Source organism: Aeromonas sp. QDB31, assembly GCF_027707605.1.
In the GTDB taxonomy this organism is placed as follows: domain Bacteria; phylum Pseudomonadota; class Gammaproteobacteria; order Enterobacterales; family Aeromonadaceae; genus Aeromonas; species Aeromonas media.
The window spans coordinates 66,414-81,112 of record NZ_JAPCIX010000002.1 but is presented as its reverse complement, the minus strand read 5'-3'; the positions used below and the strand labels follow the sequence as shown (position 1 = coordinate 81,112).

General features: G+C 62.3%; 15 protein-coding genes. 6 read left to right on the top strand and 9 right to left on the bottom strand.

Features of this window, described 5'->3' with window-relative positions; all coding sequences use genetic code 11:
* Positions 1-9 precede the first annotated feature (9 nt).
* Positions 10-603 (top strand): GTP cyclohydrolase II, encoded by a 594-nt coding sequence (ribA, locus tag PG898_RS02375; protein ID WP_005327814.1) that lies wholly within the window; start codon positions 10-12, stop codon positions 601-603.
* A 71-nt stretch (positions 604-674) separates the two neighbouring features.
* Here ribA and PG898_RS02370 read toward each other — a convergent pair whose 3' ends face one another.
* Entirely contained in the window at positions 675-1,601 is a 927-nt protein-coding gene (locus PG898_RS02370) for a LysR family transcriptional regulator (RefSeq protein WP_270823443.1), read from the bottom strand.
* A 93-nt stretch (positions 1,602-1,694) separates the two neighbouring features.
* Here PG898_RS02370 and PG898_RS02365 point away from each other — a divergent pair, with 93 nt between their 5' ends.
* Positions 1,695-2,915 carry an MFS transporter gene (locus PG898_RS02365; protein WP_270823442.1) on the top strand — a complete coding sequence of 407 codons (1,221 nt, stop codon included), beginning with the start codon at positions 1,695-1,697 and terminating at the stop codon, positions 2,913-2,915.
* A gap of 11 nt (positions 2,916-2,926) precedes the next feature.
* Here the strand turns inward: PG898_RS02365 and PG898_RS02360 are convergent, their stop codons facing one another.
* The 5 genes from PG898_RS02360 to PG898_RS02340 all read right to left on the bottom strand — a co-directional run bounded on the left by PG898_RS02360 (position 2,927) and on the right by PG898_RS02340 (position 8,848).
* Positions 2,927-3,481 carry a VOC family protein gene (locus PG898_RS02360; protein ID WP_270823441.1) on the bottom strand — a complete coding sequence of 185 codons (555 nt, stop codon included), beginning with the start codon at positions 3,479-3,481 and terminating at the stop codon, positions 2,927-2,929.
* A complete protein-coding gene (locus PG898_RS02355; protein WP_042650272.1) occupies positions 3,475-4,239 on the bottom strand; it encodes a hypothetical protein in 765 nt (254 codons plus the stop codon). Before PG898_RS02355 ends, PG898_RS02360 begins: the two co-directional genes overlap by 7 nt.
* Before the next feature lie 159 nt (positions 4,240-4,398).
* Entirely contained in the window at positions 4,399-5,124 is a 726-nt protein-coding gene (gene nfsA / locus PG898_RS02350; RefSeq protein ID WP_171273722.1) for an oxygen-insensitive NADPH nitroreductase, read from the bottom strand.
* A 67-nt stretch (positions 5,125-5,191) separates the two neighbouring features.
* Complete coding sequence (locus PG898_RS02345; protein ID WP_042650274.1) at positions 5,192-6,754, bottom strand: AbgT family transporter; 1,563 nt, start codon at positions 6,752-6,754, stop codon at positions 5,192-5,194.
* Positions 6,755-6,907: 153 nt separating this feature from the next.
* On the bottom strand, positions 6,908-8,848 hold the full coding sequence (locus PG898_RS02340) for a putative bifunctional diguanylate cyclase/phosphodiesterase (RefSeq protein ID WP_161507840.1): 1,941 nt from the start codon (positions 8,846-8,848) through the stop codon (positions 6,908-6,910).
* A 168-nt stretch (positions 8,849-9,016) separates the two neighbouring features.
* On the opposite strand from PG898_RS02340, the gene PG898_RS02335 reads away from it, so the two are divergent.
* The 4 genes from PG898_RS02335 to PG898_RS02320 all read left to right on the top strand — a co-directional run bounded on the left by PG898_RS02335 (position 9,017) and on the right by PG898_RS02320 (position 12,341).
* Positions 9,017-9,718 carry a DUF2982 domain-containing protein gene (locus PG898_RS02335; RefSeq protein ID WP_041206904.1) on the top strand — a complete coding sequence of 234 codons (702 nt, stop codon included), beginning with the start codon at positions 9,017-9,019 and terminating at the stop codon, positions 9,716-9,718.
* Positions 9,719-9,795: 77 nt separating this feature from the next.
* Entirely contained in the window at positions 9,796-10,740 is a 945-nt protein-coding gene (locus PG898_RS02330; RefSeq protein WP_043133486.1) for a LysR family transcriptional regulator, read from the top strand.
* Between the two features lie 46 nt (positions 10,741-10,786).
* Positions 10,787-11,803, top strand: a complete 1,017-nt coding sequence (locus PG898_RS02325) for a response regulator (RefSeq protein WP_270823440.1) — start codon at positions 10,787-10,789, stop codon at positions 11,801-11,803.
* Positions 11,804-11,909: 106 nt separating this feature from the next.
* Positions 11,910-12,341, top strand: coding sequence for a PAS domain-containing protein (locus PG898_RS02320; protein WP_270823439.1), 432 nt, complete (start codon positions 11,910-11,912; stop codon positions 12,339-12,341).
* Positions 12,342-12,408: 67 nt separating this feature from the next.
* On the opposite strand, the gene ltaE is transcribed toward PG898_RS02320, so the two are convergent.
* The 3 genes from ltaE to PG898_RS02305 form a co-directional block, all read right to left on the bottom strand.
* Entirely contained in the window at positions 12,409-13,425 is a 1,017-nt protein-coding gene (gene ltaE, locus PG898_RS02315; RefSeq protein ID WP_268421818.1) for a low-specificity L-threonine aldolase, read from the bottom strand.
* Positions 13,426-13,511: 86 nt separating this feature from the next.
* Positions 13,512-14,219 carry a short-chain dehydrogenase gene (locus PG898_RS02310; protein WP_268421816.1) on the bottom strand — a complete coding sequence of 236 codons (708 nt, stop codon included), beginning with the start codon at positions 14,217-14,219 and terminating at the stop codon, positions 13,512-13,514.
* A 72-nt stretch (positions 14,220-14,291) separates the two neighbouring features.
* Positions 14,292-14,699 carry an XRE family transcriptional regulator gene (locus PG898_RS02305; RefSeq protein ID WP_226172570.1) on the bottom strand — a complete coding sequence of 136 codons (408 nt, stop codon included), beginning with the start codon at positions 14,697-14,699 and terminating at the stop codon, positions 14,292-14,294.

Here is a 14,699-nt window from a genome sequence, read left to right as displayed (position 1 = left end):
AGCAACCCTATGAGCAGCATTACTCTCGTAGCCAAATCCAAGTTGCCGACCCCTTGGGGTATCTTCACGCTGGTAGGCTTTCAGGAAACCGGCACAGGCAAGGATCACGCCGCGCTGGTGATGGGCGATATCGCGGACGGTGAGCCCGTGCTGGGCCGAATTCATTCCGAGTGTCTGACCGGGGACGCCCTGTTCAGCCTGCGCTGCGACTGCGGCTTCCAGCTGCAGGCCGCCATGGAGAAGATCGCCAAGGCCGGTCGCGGCGTCTTGCTGTATGTCCGTCAGGAAGGCCGTGGCATCGGCCTGCTCAACAAGATCCGCGCCTATCATCTGCAGGATCAGGGCGCCGACACCGTCGAGGCCAACGTGGCACTGGGCTTTGCCGCCGACATGCGCGATTACACCATCTGTGCCGATATGCTCAAAGCTCTGGAGGTCAAGAGCCTGCGCCTGATGACCAACAACCCGCGCAAGCTGAAGGCGATGGAGTCCTTTGGCATTCCGGTGGCCGAGCGCGTCCCCCTGCAGGAGGGTCGCAATCCCCACAATGAGTTCTATCTCTCCACCAAGGCCAACAAGCTGGATCACCTGTTCAAGAAGTGATGGCTCGCAGCCTGGCACCGGCATGAAAAACGCCTCCATCGGGAGGCGTTTTTGTTGGCGATCTTGCTGCCCTATCTGTTGTCCCCCAAGTTGTTGTCCCTCAGGGCACCGTCCAGGGTTGGCTCTGGCTTGGCCTGTGCCAGCAGGAAATCCCGCAGCGCCCGATTGGCCATGGAGAGGGGATCTCCCCGCCGCCAGGCCACGCAGAGATCGAGGAAGATGGGCGGAGCAAAGGGGATCCCGCTGAGAGTTGTCTCCTCCTCCAGCGCCATGCGCAGGAAGGTGGTCACGGCGAACCCTTGTCTCACCACCGCCTTGAGCAGGGGGATGAGGTTGCTCTCGAAGCCGATGTTGGGCTCTATTCCCAAGCCCTGTGCCAGCGCCTCCATGTGCTCTCTGTGGTAGAAGCCCCGCCGAAACATGGCGAGCTCCTGGTTGAAGAACTGGGGCAGCGAGACAGCGCCGGCCCCCCGCAGAGGATGCTCCCCCCCCACCACCATCAGCATCTCTTCCCGCAGCAGCTGAGCCCCCTCGAGCGCCGGCGGCAAGTCGCTGGTAATGAGGATGGCGAGATCCAGGCTGCCGTCCACCATGCGACTGAGCAGTTCCCGGGTACCCGCCTCCTCCACCCGGATCTTCAAACCGGGGTAGCGATGCTTGAAGGCCATCAGGATCGGCGGGAAGTAATAGGAGCCCATCATGTAGGGGATGCCGATGCGCACCTCCCCCCGCTCCAATCCCTTGAGCTCGGCCATCTCCGCCTGTGCCTGGTGCATCTGCAGCAGCAGCCGCTCGGCATGACGGCAGAGCACCTCCCCCTCCGGGGTGAGCCGCACGCTGCGATCCTGCCTGTCGAACAGGCGCAGATCGAGTTGTTGCTCCAGTTTGGCGATGGCCATGCTGACGGCCGGTTGCGCCACGTGCAGGCCCTGGGCGGCCTTGGTAAAGGAGCCCGCGTCTCGCACCGCCAGCAGGTAACCGAGCTGTTTCAGATCCATATCAATTCCATTTATCAGGCTTATAACTTAAATATATTATATTTATATAAGGCGACCCACTACTCTGCACAAAAGTCGTCGGGACAACTCCATATGATCGAAGTCGGCAGTCGCGAATGGATACGCGCCACCCTGGCCCTCAGCCTGGGATCCTTCCTGGTATTTCTCAATCTCTATCAGACCCACCCCCTGCTGCCCCTGCTGGCGGAGGTGTTCTCCGTCAGCTCCCTGTCGGCGGGATGGACCCTGGCGGGCTGCACCGCAGGGCTAGCGGGATCCCTGCTCATCTGCGCCCGCCTGGCGGACAGGTTCGGGCGGCGGCGGATCATGCTGTGGACGCTGACCTGCGCCATCCTGCTCTCCCTGTGCATTCCCTGGGTGACCCGCTTCGATCTGCTGGTGTGCCTGCGCGTGCTGCAGGGCGCCTTTCTGGCTGGGCTGCCTGCCACCGCCATCGCCTACATGGGGGAGGAGTTCAGCAAACGCGCCCTGCTCTCGGCGGTAGGGGTCTATATCGCCGCCAACTCCCTCGGCGGCATCGCCGGCCGTGTGGTCGGTGGCCTGCTGGCAGGCTGGTTCGGGGACTGGCAACATACCTTCCTCGGGATCGGGTTCATCAGTCTCGCCCTGCTGCCGCTGGTCATCTGGCTGCTGCCGGCCCAGACCCGCTTCGTGGCCGTGGAGGCCGCCCCCGGACAGCTGCGCCGCGCCATCCAGAGCCACCTCGGCAATCCCTTGCTACTGGGGGCCTATCTCATCGGCGGGCTCAACTTCATGGTCTTCCTGAACCAGTACAGCTACCTCACCTTCCTGCTGGCCAAGGCCCCCTTCTCCCTGCCGACCCAGTGGCTCGGCATGCTGTTTCTGACCTACCTCACCGGCACCCTCGCCTCCTCCCTGAGCGGTCGTTGTGCCCATCGCTTTGGGGCGCAGCGCCTGCTGCTGGCGGGGATCGCCCTGATGGCGCTCGGCAGCCTCGCCCTGCTGCAGGGAACCCTTGCCGCCATCATAGGGGGTCTGCTGGTCTCGAGTTTCGGCTTCTTCCTCGCCCACGCCTGCGCCAGCGCCTGGGTTGGCCAGCATGTGGAGCACAACAGGGCGCTCGCCTCATCGCTCTATCTGGTGGGGTATTACCTGGGGGCCAGTCTGGGGGGGCTTTACTTGCATCCCTTCTGGGAGCGGGGGGGGCTCTGGGGATTGGTGCTCGGCATCGAGCTGGTCTTGTGCGTCACCGCCGCCTTGAGCCTCTGGCTCGGTCATCTCAAGGGGCGCGCGGCGCCGCCCCTCTCCTGTCACGCCTCGTCACGCCAGTGACGGGCCCTCAACTACAGGCCGTCGTAATAGTCCGCCGGCACCGGCACCACGGCGCCTGTGTGCAGCTCCTCGTCGATCACCTCGCTCAATGGGCGCAGATGAAACTTGATTTGCCCCGACGGCAACATCAGCCCCACATCAGGATTACGCCCGTCGCCCATGTTGGCCGTCTTGAATGCAAGCCCGGGATGGGCGGCCACCAGCGCTGGCAGTGAGGGCACCACCAGCTCTATGTGCTCCAGCCCCGCCCGATGGGCGCGGCCCGCCTTGGGGGCGGCAAGCTCGATGCAAGGGACAGTGATCTGCTGCCAGCAGACGGGTTGATGCAGACGATAGGTGGCGATGGGGCGGCCCCCTATCATTCCCTCCACCAGCAGCACCCCATGGCGCGCCAGCGTCTCTTTCAGGACGAGGTATTCCGGCAGGGTGGCGGCGCGGTAGCAGAGATGATCCACCTGGGGGGCTTCGCACTCCCCCATGAGGGCGTGCATTTCAGTGAGCAGTTGGCAAACGAATGGGGCCATGGGCCCCAGCGTGGTATCCAGTGGATGAGACATGATCACCATTTCTTCTTGGGTTGGAACAGGACATCGAGCTCGTCCGCTTCTTTGTCCTTGATGTTTTGCAGCTCCTTCTCGCTGTGCTGTTGCAGATGCTCTTCCAGTTGGCGCATCCCCTGGCGCATGTCCTCTTCCCGCGCCAGCAGGTAGGGATCCTTGTCGGAGACATTGGCCAGGGCGCCGAGCCCCTTGGTATAGAGCTGACGACAGGTGCCGTACTGCCCCTGGATCTGGGCATCCATGGCCCGCTTGATCAAGTTGGCGATGTTGATCTTGAGCTGCATCAGCTCGAGGCGGCGATCCTCCTGGGCGAACCCCTGAGGATCTATCTTGCCTTTGTTGTGCTCGACCCGCAGCACGGCCCGCATCTTCTTGGCCAGTTGCAACATCTGGATCGCCTGACGATCGGACTCCGGGGTCTTGAAGTGCCCCTCGTCCTGACTGCTGTAGTTCTCCTGCACATTCTTGATCTGGGTCTGGACGTCGATGATGCGCTGCTTGACCTGGGGGTTCGGCATGACCTGCACTATGGCGCGGTAGGCATCCAGGATCCGGTGTTGCAGCAGCAGCACCATGTTCTTGGAGAAGGGCACCAGGTTGACGTTCAACAGCACCTCTTCGGTCTCGTCCGCCACCGCCTTGTGGCGGGCGATGGCCTGGCGCTTGTCGGCTTCCGCCTTCTGTTTGTATTGCTGCACCACGTTATAGGCGATGACCAGAAACAGGAGTGCGCCAATCGACAGCAATATCAAGGTTAAAATCATAGGGTATTCACACTCCTGTCCCAATCCAATTGCGTGATCCTACAACAGCTTACCCGCATAGGGTAGCGCCCAGATCGCACCTTGCCTCACAACAACGCAAGGGAGTCGATGCGAGGGCGATGCCCGGGGCCTCATGCACCATATCGCCCGCCGCGTCCATTACTTGAGGCAAAACCCCTTCGACTGGAGGAAGCCCAGCATGAAGGGGCGCGCCTCCTTGCCGAGGATGGCCTTGATCTGTCCGCTCCAGGTCTGCACCTTGTTGTTGCTGCTGCGGGCCAGGTAGTAGTCGTGGATTTGGCTGTCGTATTGCGCCAGTAGAGCGCGATCGAGCGTCTCTGGATAGCGGTTCTCGTGCACCACCAGCGCGCGGGGCAGCCGCGGCTTCTGCTCCGGCTGCTGGGCGGGATGACCCAGGCAGAGGCCGAACAGCGGGATCACCTGATGGGGCAGCCCCAGCAGCTCGCTCACCGCCGCCGGGTTGTTGCGAATGCCGCCGATGTAGACGCCGCCCAGGCCCAGGGACTGGGCCGCCAGCAGGGCATTCTGGGCCATCAGGGCCCCGTCGATGGCACCGATCATGAGCTGCTCCACGAAGCCGGTCTGGGCCTCCGGCACTATCTGGCTGTGGCGCTGATAGTCGGCGCAAAACAGCAGGAACTCCGCCGCCTCGGCCACGTAGGCCTGGTGTCCGGCCAGCTCGGCCAGGGTGGCGCGCAACCCCTTGTCCGTCACCCGGATAATGCTGTTGGCCTGCAGGAAGCTGGAGCTGGAGGCGCTCTGGGCGGCATTCAGTATCTGATCGAGTTGCGAGGCGCTGATGGGCTCAGGGGTGAACTGACGAATGGAGCGATGGGAAAGGATGAGATCTATGGTCGGGTTCATGGTGCCTCCAAAATGAAGGTCACACTGTACCCAAAAAAAGCGAGGGGCCCAAGGCCCCTCGTTACCCTCAGGGGGCAGGATAGACATAGGGCGCCTGCAGCCCGAGCGGGAAGCCCAGCGCCCAGTAGAGCAGCAGGAAGCAGGTCCAGCTCACCAGGAAGGCCAGGGAGTAGGGCAGCATCATGGAGACCAGGGTACCGATCCCGGTGCTCTTCACATACTGCTGGCAATAGACCACCACCAGGGGGAAGAAGACCATCAGCGGGGTGATGATGTTGGAGGCGGAATCCCCTACCCGATAGGCGGCCTGGGTCAGCTCGGGCGAAATCCCCACCGCCATCAGCATGGGCACCAGGATGGGGCTGATGAGCGCCCACTTGGCCGAGGCCGACCCCACCACCAGGTTGACGCTGGCGGTGAGCAGTATCATGCCGACTATGGTCACCTCCCCCGGCAGCGCCAGAGCGTGAAGCACCTCGGCGCCGGAGAGGGCCAGCAGGGTCCCCAGGTTGGAATCACCGAACGCCTTGATGAAGAGGGCGCAGAAGAAGGCCATCACCATGTAGGAGCCCATCTTGTTCATGGTGGCCGACATGGCATCGATCACATCCTTACCGCTCTTGAAGCTCCCCGCCACGAAGCCGTAGACGATCCCGGGCAGGATGAAGAGCAGGAAGATGAGGGGCACGATGGACTTCATCACGGGCGCCGCGAAGGTGGTGAGCGATCCATCCGGTGCCCGCATCGGCGAGTCGTCCGGAGACAGGGCCAGTCCCAGCAGCACCACGGCCGCCAGCATGGCAAACCCGGCCCAGTTGAAGGCCCGGCTCTCCTGCGCGCTGTAGCGCCCCATCTCGTCGGCACTCTCCAGATCCTCGTTGAGGGGCACCTGCTTGAGACGCGGCTCCACTATCTTCTCGGTGACAAACCATCCCACGCAGATGATCAGCAGGGAGGAGGCGCCGGTGAAGATGATGTTGCACAGGGTGTTGACCATGTAGTCGGGGTCGAGCAGTTGGGCCGCCGACTGGGTGAACCCCTGCAGCAGGGCATCCCCGCCGGAGGGCAGGAAGTTGGCGGCGAAGCCACCGGAAACCCCGGCAAAGGCCGCGGCTATGCCCGCCAGCGGGTGACGGCCCGCCGCATGGAAGATAATGCCGCCGATGGGGATCACCAGCACATAGCCCGCATCTGCCGCCGTATGGCTGACAATGGCCACCAGGATCAGCATGGGGGTCAGGAAGCGCGCCGGGGTGACCTTGAGCAACTTCTTCAGGCCGGTGTTGATGAAGCCGGACTGCTCGGCCACTCCAACCCCCAACATGGCCACCAGCACGATGCCAAGGGGCGCAAAGCCGGTGAAGGTGGTGACCATGCTGGCGAGAAACTCGGCCAGCCCTGCCCCGGTCAACAGGTTGTTGACCACCACGGCCTCCCCGGTGCGGGGATTGACCAGATCGAAGGAGAACTGGGAGCCTATCCAGGAGCCGACCCAGACGATCAGCAAGGCATAGAGGAACAACATGGCGGGATCCGGCAGCTTGTTGCCCGCCTTCTCGACCCCGTTCAGGAAGCGGTTCAACCAGCCATTGGGACTGGCCGGACGCTCGTTCACTGCGGCTTGACTCATTATGGTGATACTCCATTACCAAGGAATGAGCGCGCATACTAGCGATAACGTCTAATGAATCCCATGATATGAGACAAAAATTCGATTAATTATGTTTAATTTGGCATGTCACGCTCCTGAAATGAGACATGCCGCACATTGTCAGCTGTGGTATCAGGCGCCGATAAGCGGATAGTGGCCAAGCTTGCAGCGGATCCCGAAGCCTGCCGCCGCCACCTCCTCCGGGGTCATGGGCGTGCTGAACAGGAATCCCTGGAAGACGTGACAGCCCTGGGCCCGCAGGGCCGCCAGCTCGTGCTCATCCTCCACCCCTTCCGCCAGGATCCCGAGCCCCAGGCTGGTGGCCATGGCCACGGTGGCCCGGATCACCGGCAGGTTCAGCCCGACCACGAAGGAGCGATCCAGCTTGATGGTGTCGATGGGCAGGCGGTTGAGGTAGGCGAGCGACGAGTAGCCGGTGCCAAAATCGTCGATGGCGATCTTGATCCCCTGCTCGCTCAGGGCGTCGAGGATCTCGATGCAGCCCTTCATGTCCAGCATCAGCACGGTTTCGGTCAGCTCCAGCGTCAACAGGCCCGCCTCGACATTGGACTCCCTGAGCTGCTGCGCCACCTGCCCCGGCAGGGAGGCGGAGAGCTGGAAGCCGGAGAGGTTGACCGAGACAGGTACCCGCACCTGCCATTGACGCTGCCACTCCCCCATCTGGGCCAAGGCGGTGGCGAGCACCCAGCTCCCGATTTCACGAATAAGCCCCATCTCTTCGGCCAGCGGGATGAACTCCGCCGGCGAGACATGCCCGAGCACGGGGTTGTACCAGCGCAGCAGGGCCTCGAAACCGATGAGCTTCCCCTGGGCCACGTCCACCTGAGGTTGATAGCGCAGGCTCAGCTCCCCCCGGCCGACGGCCTTGGCCAGAAACTGCTTCAGGGTCAGTTTGCGGTGCAGGCTCTGCTGCATGCTGGGGGTGAAGCGCTGCCAGCGCAGGCGCCCCATCTGCTTGGCCTGGTACATGGCCATGTCGGCACGAGTGATGAGGTTGTCGCCATCATCGGCGTCGTCCGGGTAGATGGCGATGCCGATACTGCCGCCTATGGTGACCTCGGGCACTCCGCTCAGTTGCAGCGGCTTGCTCATCTGGGAGAGCATAAGATCCGCCACTTCCTGCGCCCGCTCGCTCGCCTGGTTGAGAGGCACCAGGGCGGTGAACTCGTCTCCGCCGAGCCGCGCCAGCTCCACGTCCCGCGGGCAGATCTGCTTGAGCCGACCGGCCACCCGCTCCAGCAGGCGATCCCCCGCCTTGTGGCCATAGTTGTCATTGACCAGCTTGAAGTTGTCCAAGTCCATGAACACCAGGGCGAAGCGCCCCCCCAGGCCGCAGTAGGCCTCGAGGGACTTCATCAGGCCGTAGCGATTGAGCAGGCCGGTGAGGGAGTCGTGCCAGGCAAGGTGACGGTGTTCGAGCTCCTCGAGCTTGCGATCCGTGATGTCCCGCATGGTCAGCAGGATCCGGGCCCCCTGCTGGATGTGGCGGAACTGATACTGGAACCAGCGCATTCCCTTCTGGGTCCGGCACTCACCCTCGGCCACCACCTCCCCCACCCGGGATAGCCGGGTGTAGAAGGCCTCATCGCAGCCGGAGAAAACCTGGGTCAGCCGGCTGATGCCGGTGCCGAAGCACATGTCGAAATGGTGGTTGCCGCTCTCGAGGCACCCCTCGTTGTCGAACAGACAGGCCAGGGTGTCACCGGTGGCGAGGGAGGATTCCTGATAGAGGGTATCGGCATCGATGACCGCCTCCGTCATCATCATCTGCCGTCCGGCGAGCTGGATGCCGGAGAGGCGCAGATAGACCTGTTTCTTGACCCCCTTGGGGGAGAGGGTCCACCACTCGTTGTAACTGCGATCCTGTTGAAAATCACCGAGATAACGCTGCAACAGCAGATCGATGGCGGCGGCCATGTCAGCCGAAAAGTCGCGCGATTGCAGCTCGGACAGGGAACTCGCCTCCCACAATCCCAGGGCGGAGTCATTGGCCCAGTAAATGTGGTGACGCTGGATGTCATAGACCCAGATGGGCGTATGGAGCACATCCATCGCGGTGAGCAGGCGTTCGTCTAGCGTATTCATGTTGAGTGATGATTCATGCTGAAAGCTCATGGCAGAACCGGCCTGGATCCGCGTTTGGTCAACGCGTCCGTGCTGGTACAAAATCCGTTCCGGCCCATAATCTGGAAACAGGCGAGCGAAAAAGGCCGAAATCATATGAAAACGCTACATGTGATCCCCATGGTCAGGAGAAATGGACTCACACTGATATTGTTGGGCATGGTCATAACCATTACTATGATTTTTATACTTTTTTTCCTTCGCGAACAACTGTTAATGCCCGTCATTTTCCTCCTGTTGGCTGGCCTGATGACAATTCTTGTCGGGGCACTGAAACTGTCTGAGCCTCATTTTAGTCTCTCTCTGTGTCAGGATTGCCTGCAATATCACCATAAGTACGGCGGTTGGATCCTGAAATGGAGAAATATTCAGCGAATTGACCAGCCACGTATCCATTTAGGGTGGGATCTGGTGCCCCTGCCCTACATAGGTTTGAAGATTAAGGATTACGACGATTTCTTGACGCTGATCACACCCAGGCTGGCCGTTCGCCTGTTGACCGAGCAGCGCGCTGTGCTGTTGCAGGCCATGAGCAGCGAGCGCCCGGACTGCCTCACCGGAGGCTGCGGCGCCGGCTTGTTGGGAGAGGGGCTGCTGGAGGAGAGCCGCTTTCGCTCCTCCTCGGGCCAGCAATACGAGGGGGTGATCGCCATGCTGGGCAACCGCATGACCCGGCTGCGTGACCTGCTGGGTTATGACCTTCTGGTACCGGACAACAGCCTGGACAGATCCCCTGTCGACTTCGTCCGTTTGCTCAATCAGTACCAACGCGAGTCGAATCTAATCCAGATCAATTAAACGCCGGATTGCGCTTGCCAAGCCTGGCGACTCTTCATAAGGTCACGGGCTTGTTACAAACACCCCCCAAGCCGCTTATGAAGTACATCGAAGAGTTCTATCTGTTCGTCAAGGTGGTGCAAGAGGGCGGTTTCTCCCACGCCGCCGCCGCACTGGGCATGCCGACCGGCACCATCAGTCGACGCATCTCCCAACTGGAAGAACAGCTCGGGTGCGCCTTGCTGCACCGATCCACTCGCAAGCTGCGCCTCACCGACGAAGGGCTGCGCTATTACGAGCGCCTGTGCACGCCGCTGGCCGAAATCGAGCAGGCAACCGGCGAGATCCAGGGTCAGGAGACGGACATCAGCGGCCTCATCCGCCTCGCCGCGCCCATCGCCCTCTCCAACACCATTCTGGTCGACATGCTGGCCGACTTCGGTCTGCGCTATCCCGGGGTGCAGTTTGACATCAGCCAGACCAATGACCATGCCCCCCTCTGTGATCAGGACAGGGATCTGGTGTTCTTCAACGGCGAGCTCTCCCAGACCCTGCCCAATGCCCTCTGCCTCGGCCACATCGAGTACGGCCTGTTTGCCTCCCCTCTTTATCTGGAGAAGATGGGCATCCCCTCCCATCCGGCGCAACTGGAAGAGCACGATCTCATCTATTGCTGGCCCCACCAGCACTGGCAGCTGAGCGGGCGGGATCAGCAGACGGTGCAGATCAAGCGGACACCGCGCCTGAGCGTCAACCAGACCCAGGCCGCCGTGCGGGCCGCCCGGCGCCACCTCGGTATCGTCAATGCCCCTCTGCACTATGTGCACCCCTTCCTGCAAGACGAGCAACTGGTCGCCGTGCTGCCGGACTGGCAGTCGGGCAAACGCCCCTTCTACATGCTCCATTGCCAGCCCCGGTTCACGCCGTTGCGTGTTAAGATGTTTGCCGATTTCGTCGAGAAATACTCCGTACGCTATCGCCATCATCAACGGGACGATCAATTTTTGCCGGCCATGCCGCTGCCCGTTGCATCTGACGGTTGATCGCCCACACTTAGCGCAATCCTCGTTGCACAGGTCGGCTAACACTATGAATGTATTGATATGTGATGACTCGGGGTTCGCTCGCAAGCAGTTGATGCGCGCCCTGCCTGCCGGCTGGAATGTCACCCTGCACCAGGCCGCTGACGGCCTGGAAGGGGTCGAGCAGATCCTGATGGGCCACGGCGATCTGATCTTTCTCGATCTGACTATGCCGGAAATGGACGGCTATGGCGTGCTGGAGACCCTCAAGCGGGAGGGATTGCGCAACAAGGTGATCGTGGTCTCCGGCGACATCCAGCCGGAAGCCCACGCCCGCGTCATGGCCCTCGGGGCCCTCGATTTCATCAAGAAGCCGGCCTCGCCCGAGAGCCTGCTCGCCCTGCTCCAGCGGCACGGCTTGTGGCAACCGGCACCGCATGCGGCCACCTCCTCTGCCCTTGCCGAACGACAGCTCATCGAGTCCCCCGTCCTGCTCACCCCCGAGCTGCGGGATGTCTATCAGGAGCTCGCCAACGTCGCCATGGGCCAAGGAGCCAATCTGCTGGCCCGCCTGCTGGACGCCTTCGTGCTGCTGCCCATTCCGAACGTCAACGTGCTGGAAGTCTCCGAGCTGCACATGGCCCTCTCGGCCGCCGCGGAGTCGGACACCCTCTCCGCCGTCTGCCAGGGTTTTATCGGGGCCGGTATCGCCGGCGAGGCGCTGCTGCTGTTTCACGATGCCAGCTTCCAGGATCTGGCACGCCTGATGAACCATCAGGGGGTGCTGGATCACAACGCCGAGCTGGAGCTGTTGATGGATACCGCCAACGTCTTGATCGGGGCCTTCCTGCGCGGCTACGCCAACCAGCTCGACACCCCCTTCAGCCAGGGCCACCCCGTGGTGCTCGGTCAGCACAGGCCCATTAGAGATCTCATTCGCACCAACCAGAGCCGCTGGCGCCGCACCCTGGCCATCGAGATCAACTACCGGGTGCAGGGTTATGCGGTGCAGTGTGACCTGCTGCTGCTGTTCACCGAAGACTCCATCGCCACCATGAACAACAAGATCATGCATATGCTCTAGCGGTGTGACCCCATCGCCAGCATCAATAACAAGATCATGCATATGCGCTAGCGGTGTGACCTCATCGCCAGCATCAACCACACAGACTCAGGCACCAGGAGTGACCATGGAAATCCGGGAATTTCATTGGCTGATGAACATAGTCCAGAACCTGGACGTGGGGCTGGTCGTGCTCGACAAGGGCTACCGGGTACAGGTATGGAACGGCTTCATGGAGAGCCATAGCGGCCGACTGGCCGGCGAGGTGCGCGATCAGGTGCTGTTCGACCTCTTCCCCGACGTGGACCGCGCCTGGCTGGAGCGCAAGACCAACATGGTGTTCAAGCTCAACAACCGCGCCTTCAGCACCTGGGAGCAGCGCCCCTATCTGCTGCGCTTCTCCAACTATCGCCCCATTACAGGCTCGGCTCCCCACATGTACCAGAACCTGACCCTGGTGCCCCTTGCCGATTTTGGCGGCGAGGTCACCCATCTGGCCATCATGATCTACGACGCCACCGACGAGGCCATGCTGATCACGGGCCAGCGCCAGGGGTGAGCCCTCGGCACAGAGACACAAGAAGGGCGCCATCAGGCGCCCTTCTTTCCATACTTGCCGATCACCTTCAGCCGTTCAGGAACTCGGTGAAGGCATCGATCACCTCGTCGATGTCGTCATCGGTGATCTGCAGATGGGTCACCAGCCTCAGCTCCCCATAGCCGGAGAAGAGGATGCCGCGCTCCTTCATGAAGCCGAGCAAGGTGACGGGATCCCCCTGCGTCAGGCGCAGGAACACCATGTTGGTCTGCACCTCTTCCATATTGAGCGCGACGCCTGGCAAGGAAGCCAGCCCCTCTGCCAGACGCCGGGCGCGGCGATGATCGTCCGCCAGCCGGGTGACGTGCTGATCCAGGGCAAAAAGTGCGGCCTGGGCCAGGATCCCAGCCTGGCGCATGCCGCCCCCCAGCATCTTGCGCAGCCGTCTGGCCCGCGCGATGAAACCATGGGAACCCACCAGCAGTGAACCGACCGGCGCACCCAGCCCCTTGGAGAGACAGACGGAGATGCTGTCGAAAGGAGCCGCTATGGCCGCGACCGGCTCGCCGCTCGCCACCACCGCATTGAACAGACGGGCGCCGTCCAGGTGCAGCAGCAAGCCGTGCTCATCCACAAAATCGCGCATCTCGCGCAGGTAGGGCAGCGGCAGTACCTTGCCATTGTGGGTGTTCTCAAGGCACACCAGCCGGGTCTGGACGAAGTGGGCGTCATCGGGGGCGATGGCGGCCCGCACATCCTTGAGCACCAGGGTACCGTCTGCCTGCATGGGAACAGACTGCAGAGCCACCGAGCCCAGCACGGCGGATCCTTGCGCCTCGTAGCGATAGATGTGAGAGGCCGAGCCCAGCACGGCCCCTTCTCCACGCTGGCAGTGGCTCATCATCGCCAGCAGGTTGGACATGGTGCCGGATGGCACGAACAGGGCCGCCTCCTTGCCCAGCAACTCAGCACCTTTGTGTTCGAGCGCATTGATGCTGGGATCTTCCCCGTAGACATCATCGCCCACCTCGGCGTGCAGCATGCTCTGGCGCATGGCCTCCGTGGGCTGGGTCACGGTATCACTTCGTAAATCGATATAGCGCATGTCATCCTCCTGATGCAGGAGCATGACATTAACCAGCCGGGACTGTGCTGGCAAGGGATGGGGGGCGGGAATGTGAGCCCGGCGGCTCACCAGGGCAGCGGCTGGCCGCGCAAGTCCACGAAGCGGCCAGAGTGCGCCTGGTTCAGCGAGGCCAGGAGATCCAGCAACAACGGTGCCACCAGGGCGGGATCCTGTAACAAGGCCGAGTCAATCTCCTGTCGGAAGGGTTGCTGCATGGGAGTATCCATGAGCCCAGGATGAACCGTGATGACCCCGGCACCGGGGAATCGCTCGGCCCACTCGGCGGCCAGGATCCGGGATCCCATGTTGAGGGCAGCCTTGCTCATCCGATAGCTGTAACGGCGAACGGGCTCCTTATGAGCCTCCCTCAGGCTACCCGCCAGATCGGAGAGGGTACAAAGCCACAGCCGACTCTCGAACGTCATCAGCCGGCTCAGGCTGGCACCAAGAGCCAGGTGGGGCCAGGCATTGGCCTGCAGGCTTTCGCCAAGCCACTGGGGGGTTACCTCCTCCACTCGCCGCTCCGGCATGTGGCTGAGATCGTGCAGCAGACCTATGGTGTTGATCACCACAGTCGGCAGGGTGGCGGTGTCATAGAGGGTGAACAGGGCGTCGAAGGAGAGCGGGTCCACCTCCTGCAACGGGAAATAGCAGGCCGGATCCAGCCCTTTGGGCAGTTGTCTGCCCGCCAGCAACCACTCTTCGCCACGGCTGGCGAGCTCATGGGCCAGGGCCCCCCCCAATCCACCACTGCCCAGGATCAGATAACTCATCTGTGTGTCCTTGGTTTTGTCCTTTGCTTAGAGGGTATCAGAAGAATGGCAGGCTGCCGCTGACCTGCGGCCTCAGGCCTCTGCCAGGTGACGTCCGAACTCCCTCGCCCGCGCCAGATCCAGAAAGCCGTCCGCCTGCTTGTGGCTGCGCAAAAACTGATAGTAAGCGAGCAGGGTCACCAGTTGCTCCTCGTCCGGCATCGGCTGGCCGGGGAGCGTCTCCTGCACCAGCGCCCCCGCCGCCGCCAGCGCGTCCCTGTCCACCACCTCGGCCTGGCGATAGAGATACCCGCAACCGGTGGCGAGCCACTCCAGGGAGCAGTTCGCCCCCATGGCGATCTGGTTCGCCTTGCCAAGGCCGGGCTCGGCCCCTTTCAGATACTTGCGGATCAGAGCCTCACTCAGCCCCACTTTGCGGGCAAAGGCGCTGACGCTACCCTCCCCGATCAGGCTCTGCAGCCTGGCGGCAAATCCTTCCAT

Coding starts and splice junctions, on each gene's coding strand:
- PG898_RS02370 (WP_270823443.1), bottom strand. CDS start 1,601: ATGGATCTGAAACAGCTCGGTTACCTGCTGGCGGTGCGAGACGCGGGC.
- PG898_RS02330 (WP_043133486.1), top strand. CDS start 9,796: ATGAAGTACATCGAAGAGTTCTATCTGTTCGTCAAGGTGGTGCAAGAG.
- PG898_RS02340 (WP_161507840.1), bottom strand. CDS start 8,848: ATGGATGTGCTCCATACGCCCATCTGGGTCTATGACATCCAGCGTCAC.
- PG898_RS02320 (WP_270823439.1), top strand. CDS start 11,910: ATGGAAATCCGGGAATTTCATTGGCTGATGAACATAGTCCAGAACCTG.
- nfsA (WP_171273722.1), bottom strand. CDS start 5,124: ATGAACCCGACCATAGATCTCATCCTTTCCCATCGCTCCATTCGTCAG.
- PG898_RS02335 (WP_041206904.1), top strand. CDS start 9,017: ATGAAAACGCTACATGTGATCCCCATGGTCAGGAGAAATGGACTCACA.
- ribA (WP_005327814.1), top strand. CDS start 10: ATGAGCAGCATTACTCTCGTAGCCAAATCCAAGTTGCCGACCCCTTGG.
- PG898_RS02360 (WP_270823441.1), bottom strand. CDS start 3,481: ATGGTGATCATGTCTCATCCACTGGATACCACGCTGGGGCCCATGGCC.
- PG898_RS02365 (WP_270823442.1), top strand. CDS start 1,695: ATGATCGAAGTCGGCAGTCGCGAATGGATACGCGCCACCCTGGCCCTC.
- PG898_RS02345 (WP_042650274.1), bottom strand. CDS start 6,754: ATGAGTCAAGCCGCAGTGAACGAGCGTCCGGCCAGTCCCAATGGCTGG.
- PG898_RS02325 (WP_270823440.1), top strand. CDS start 10,787: ATGAATGTATTGATATGTGATGACTCGGGGTTCGCTCGCAAGCAGTTG.
- PG898_RS02355 (WP_042650272.1), bottom strand. CDS start 4,239: ATGATTTTAACCTTGATATTGCTGTCGATTGGCGCACTCCTGTTTCTG.
- PG898_RS02305 (WP_226172570.1), bottom strand. CDS start 14,699: ATGGAAGGATTTGCCGCCAGGCTGCAGAGCCTGATCGGGGAGGGTAGC.
- PG898_RS02310 (WP_268421816.1), bottom strand. CDS start 14,219: ATGAGTTATCTGATCCTGGGCAGTGGTGGATTGGGGGGGGCCCTGGCC.
- ltaE (WP_268421818.1), bottom strand. CDS start 13,425: ATGCGCTATATCGATTTACGAAGTGATACCGTGACCCAGCCCACGGAG.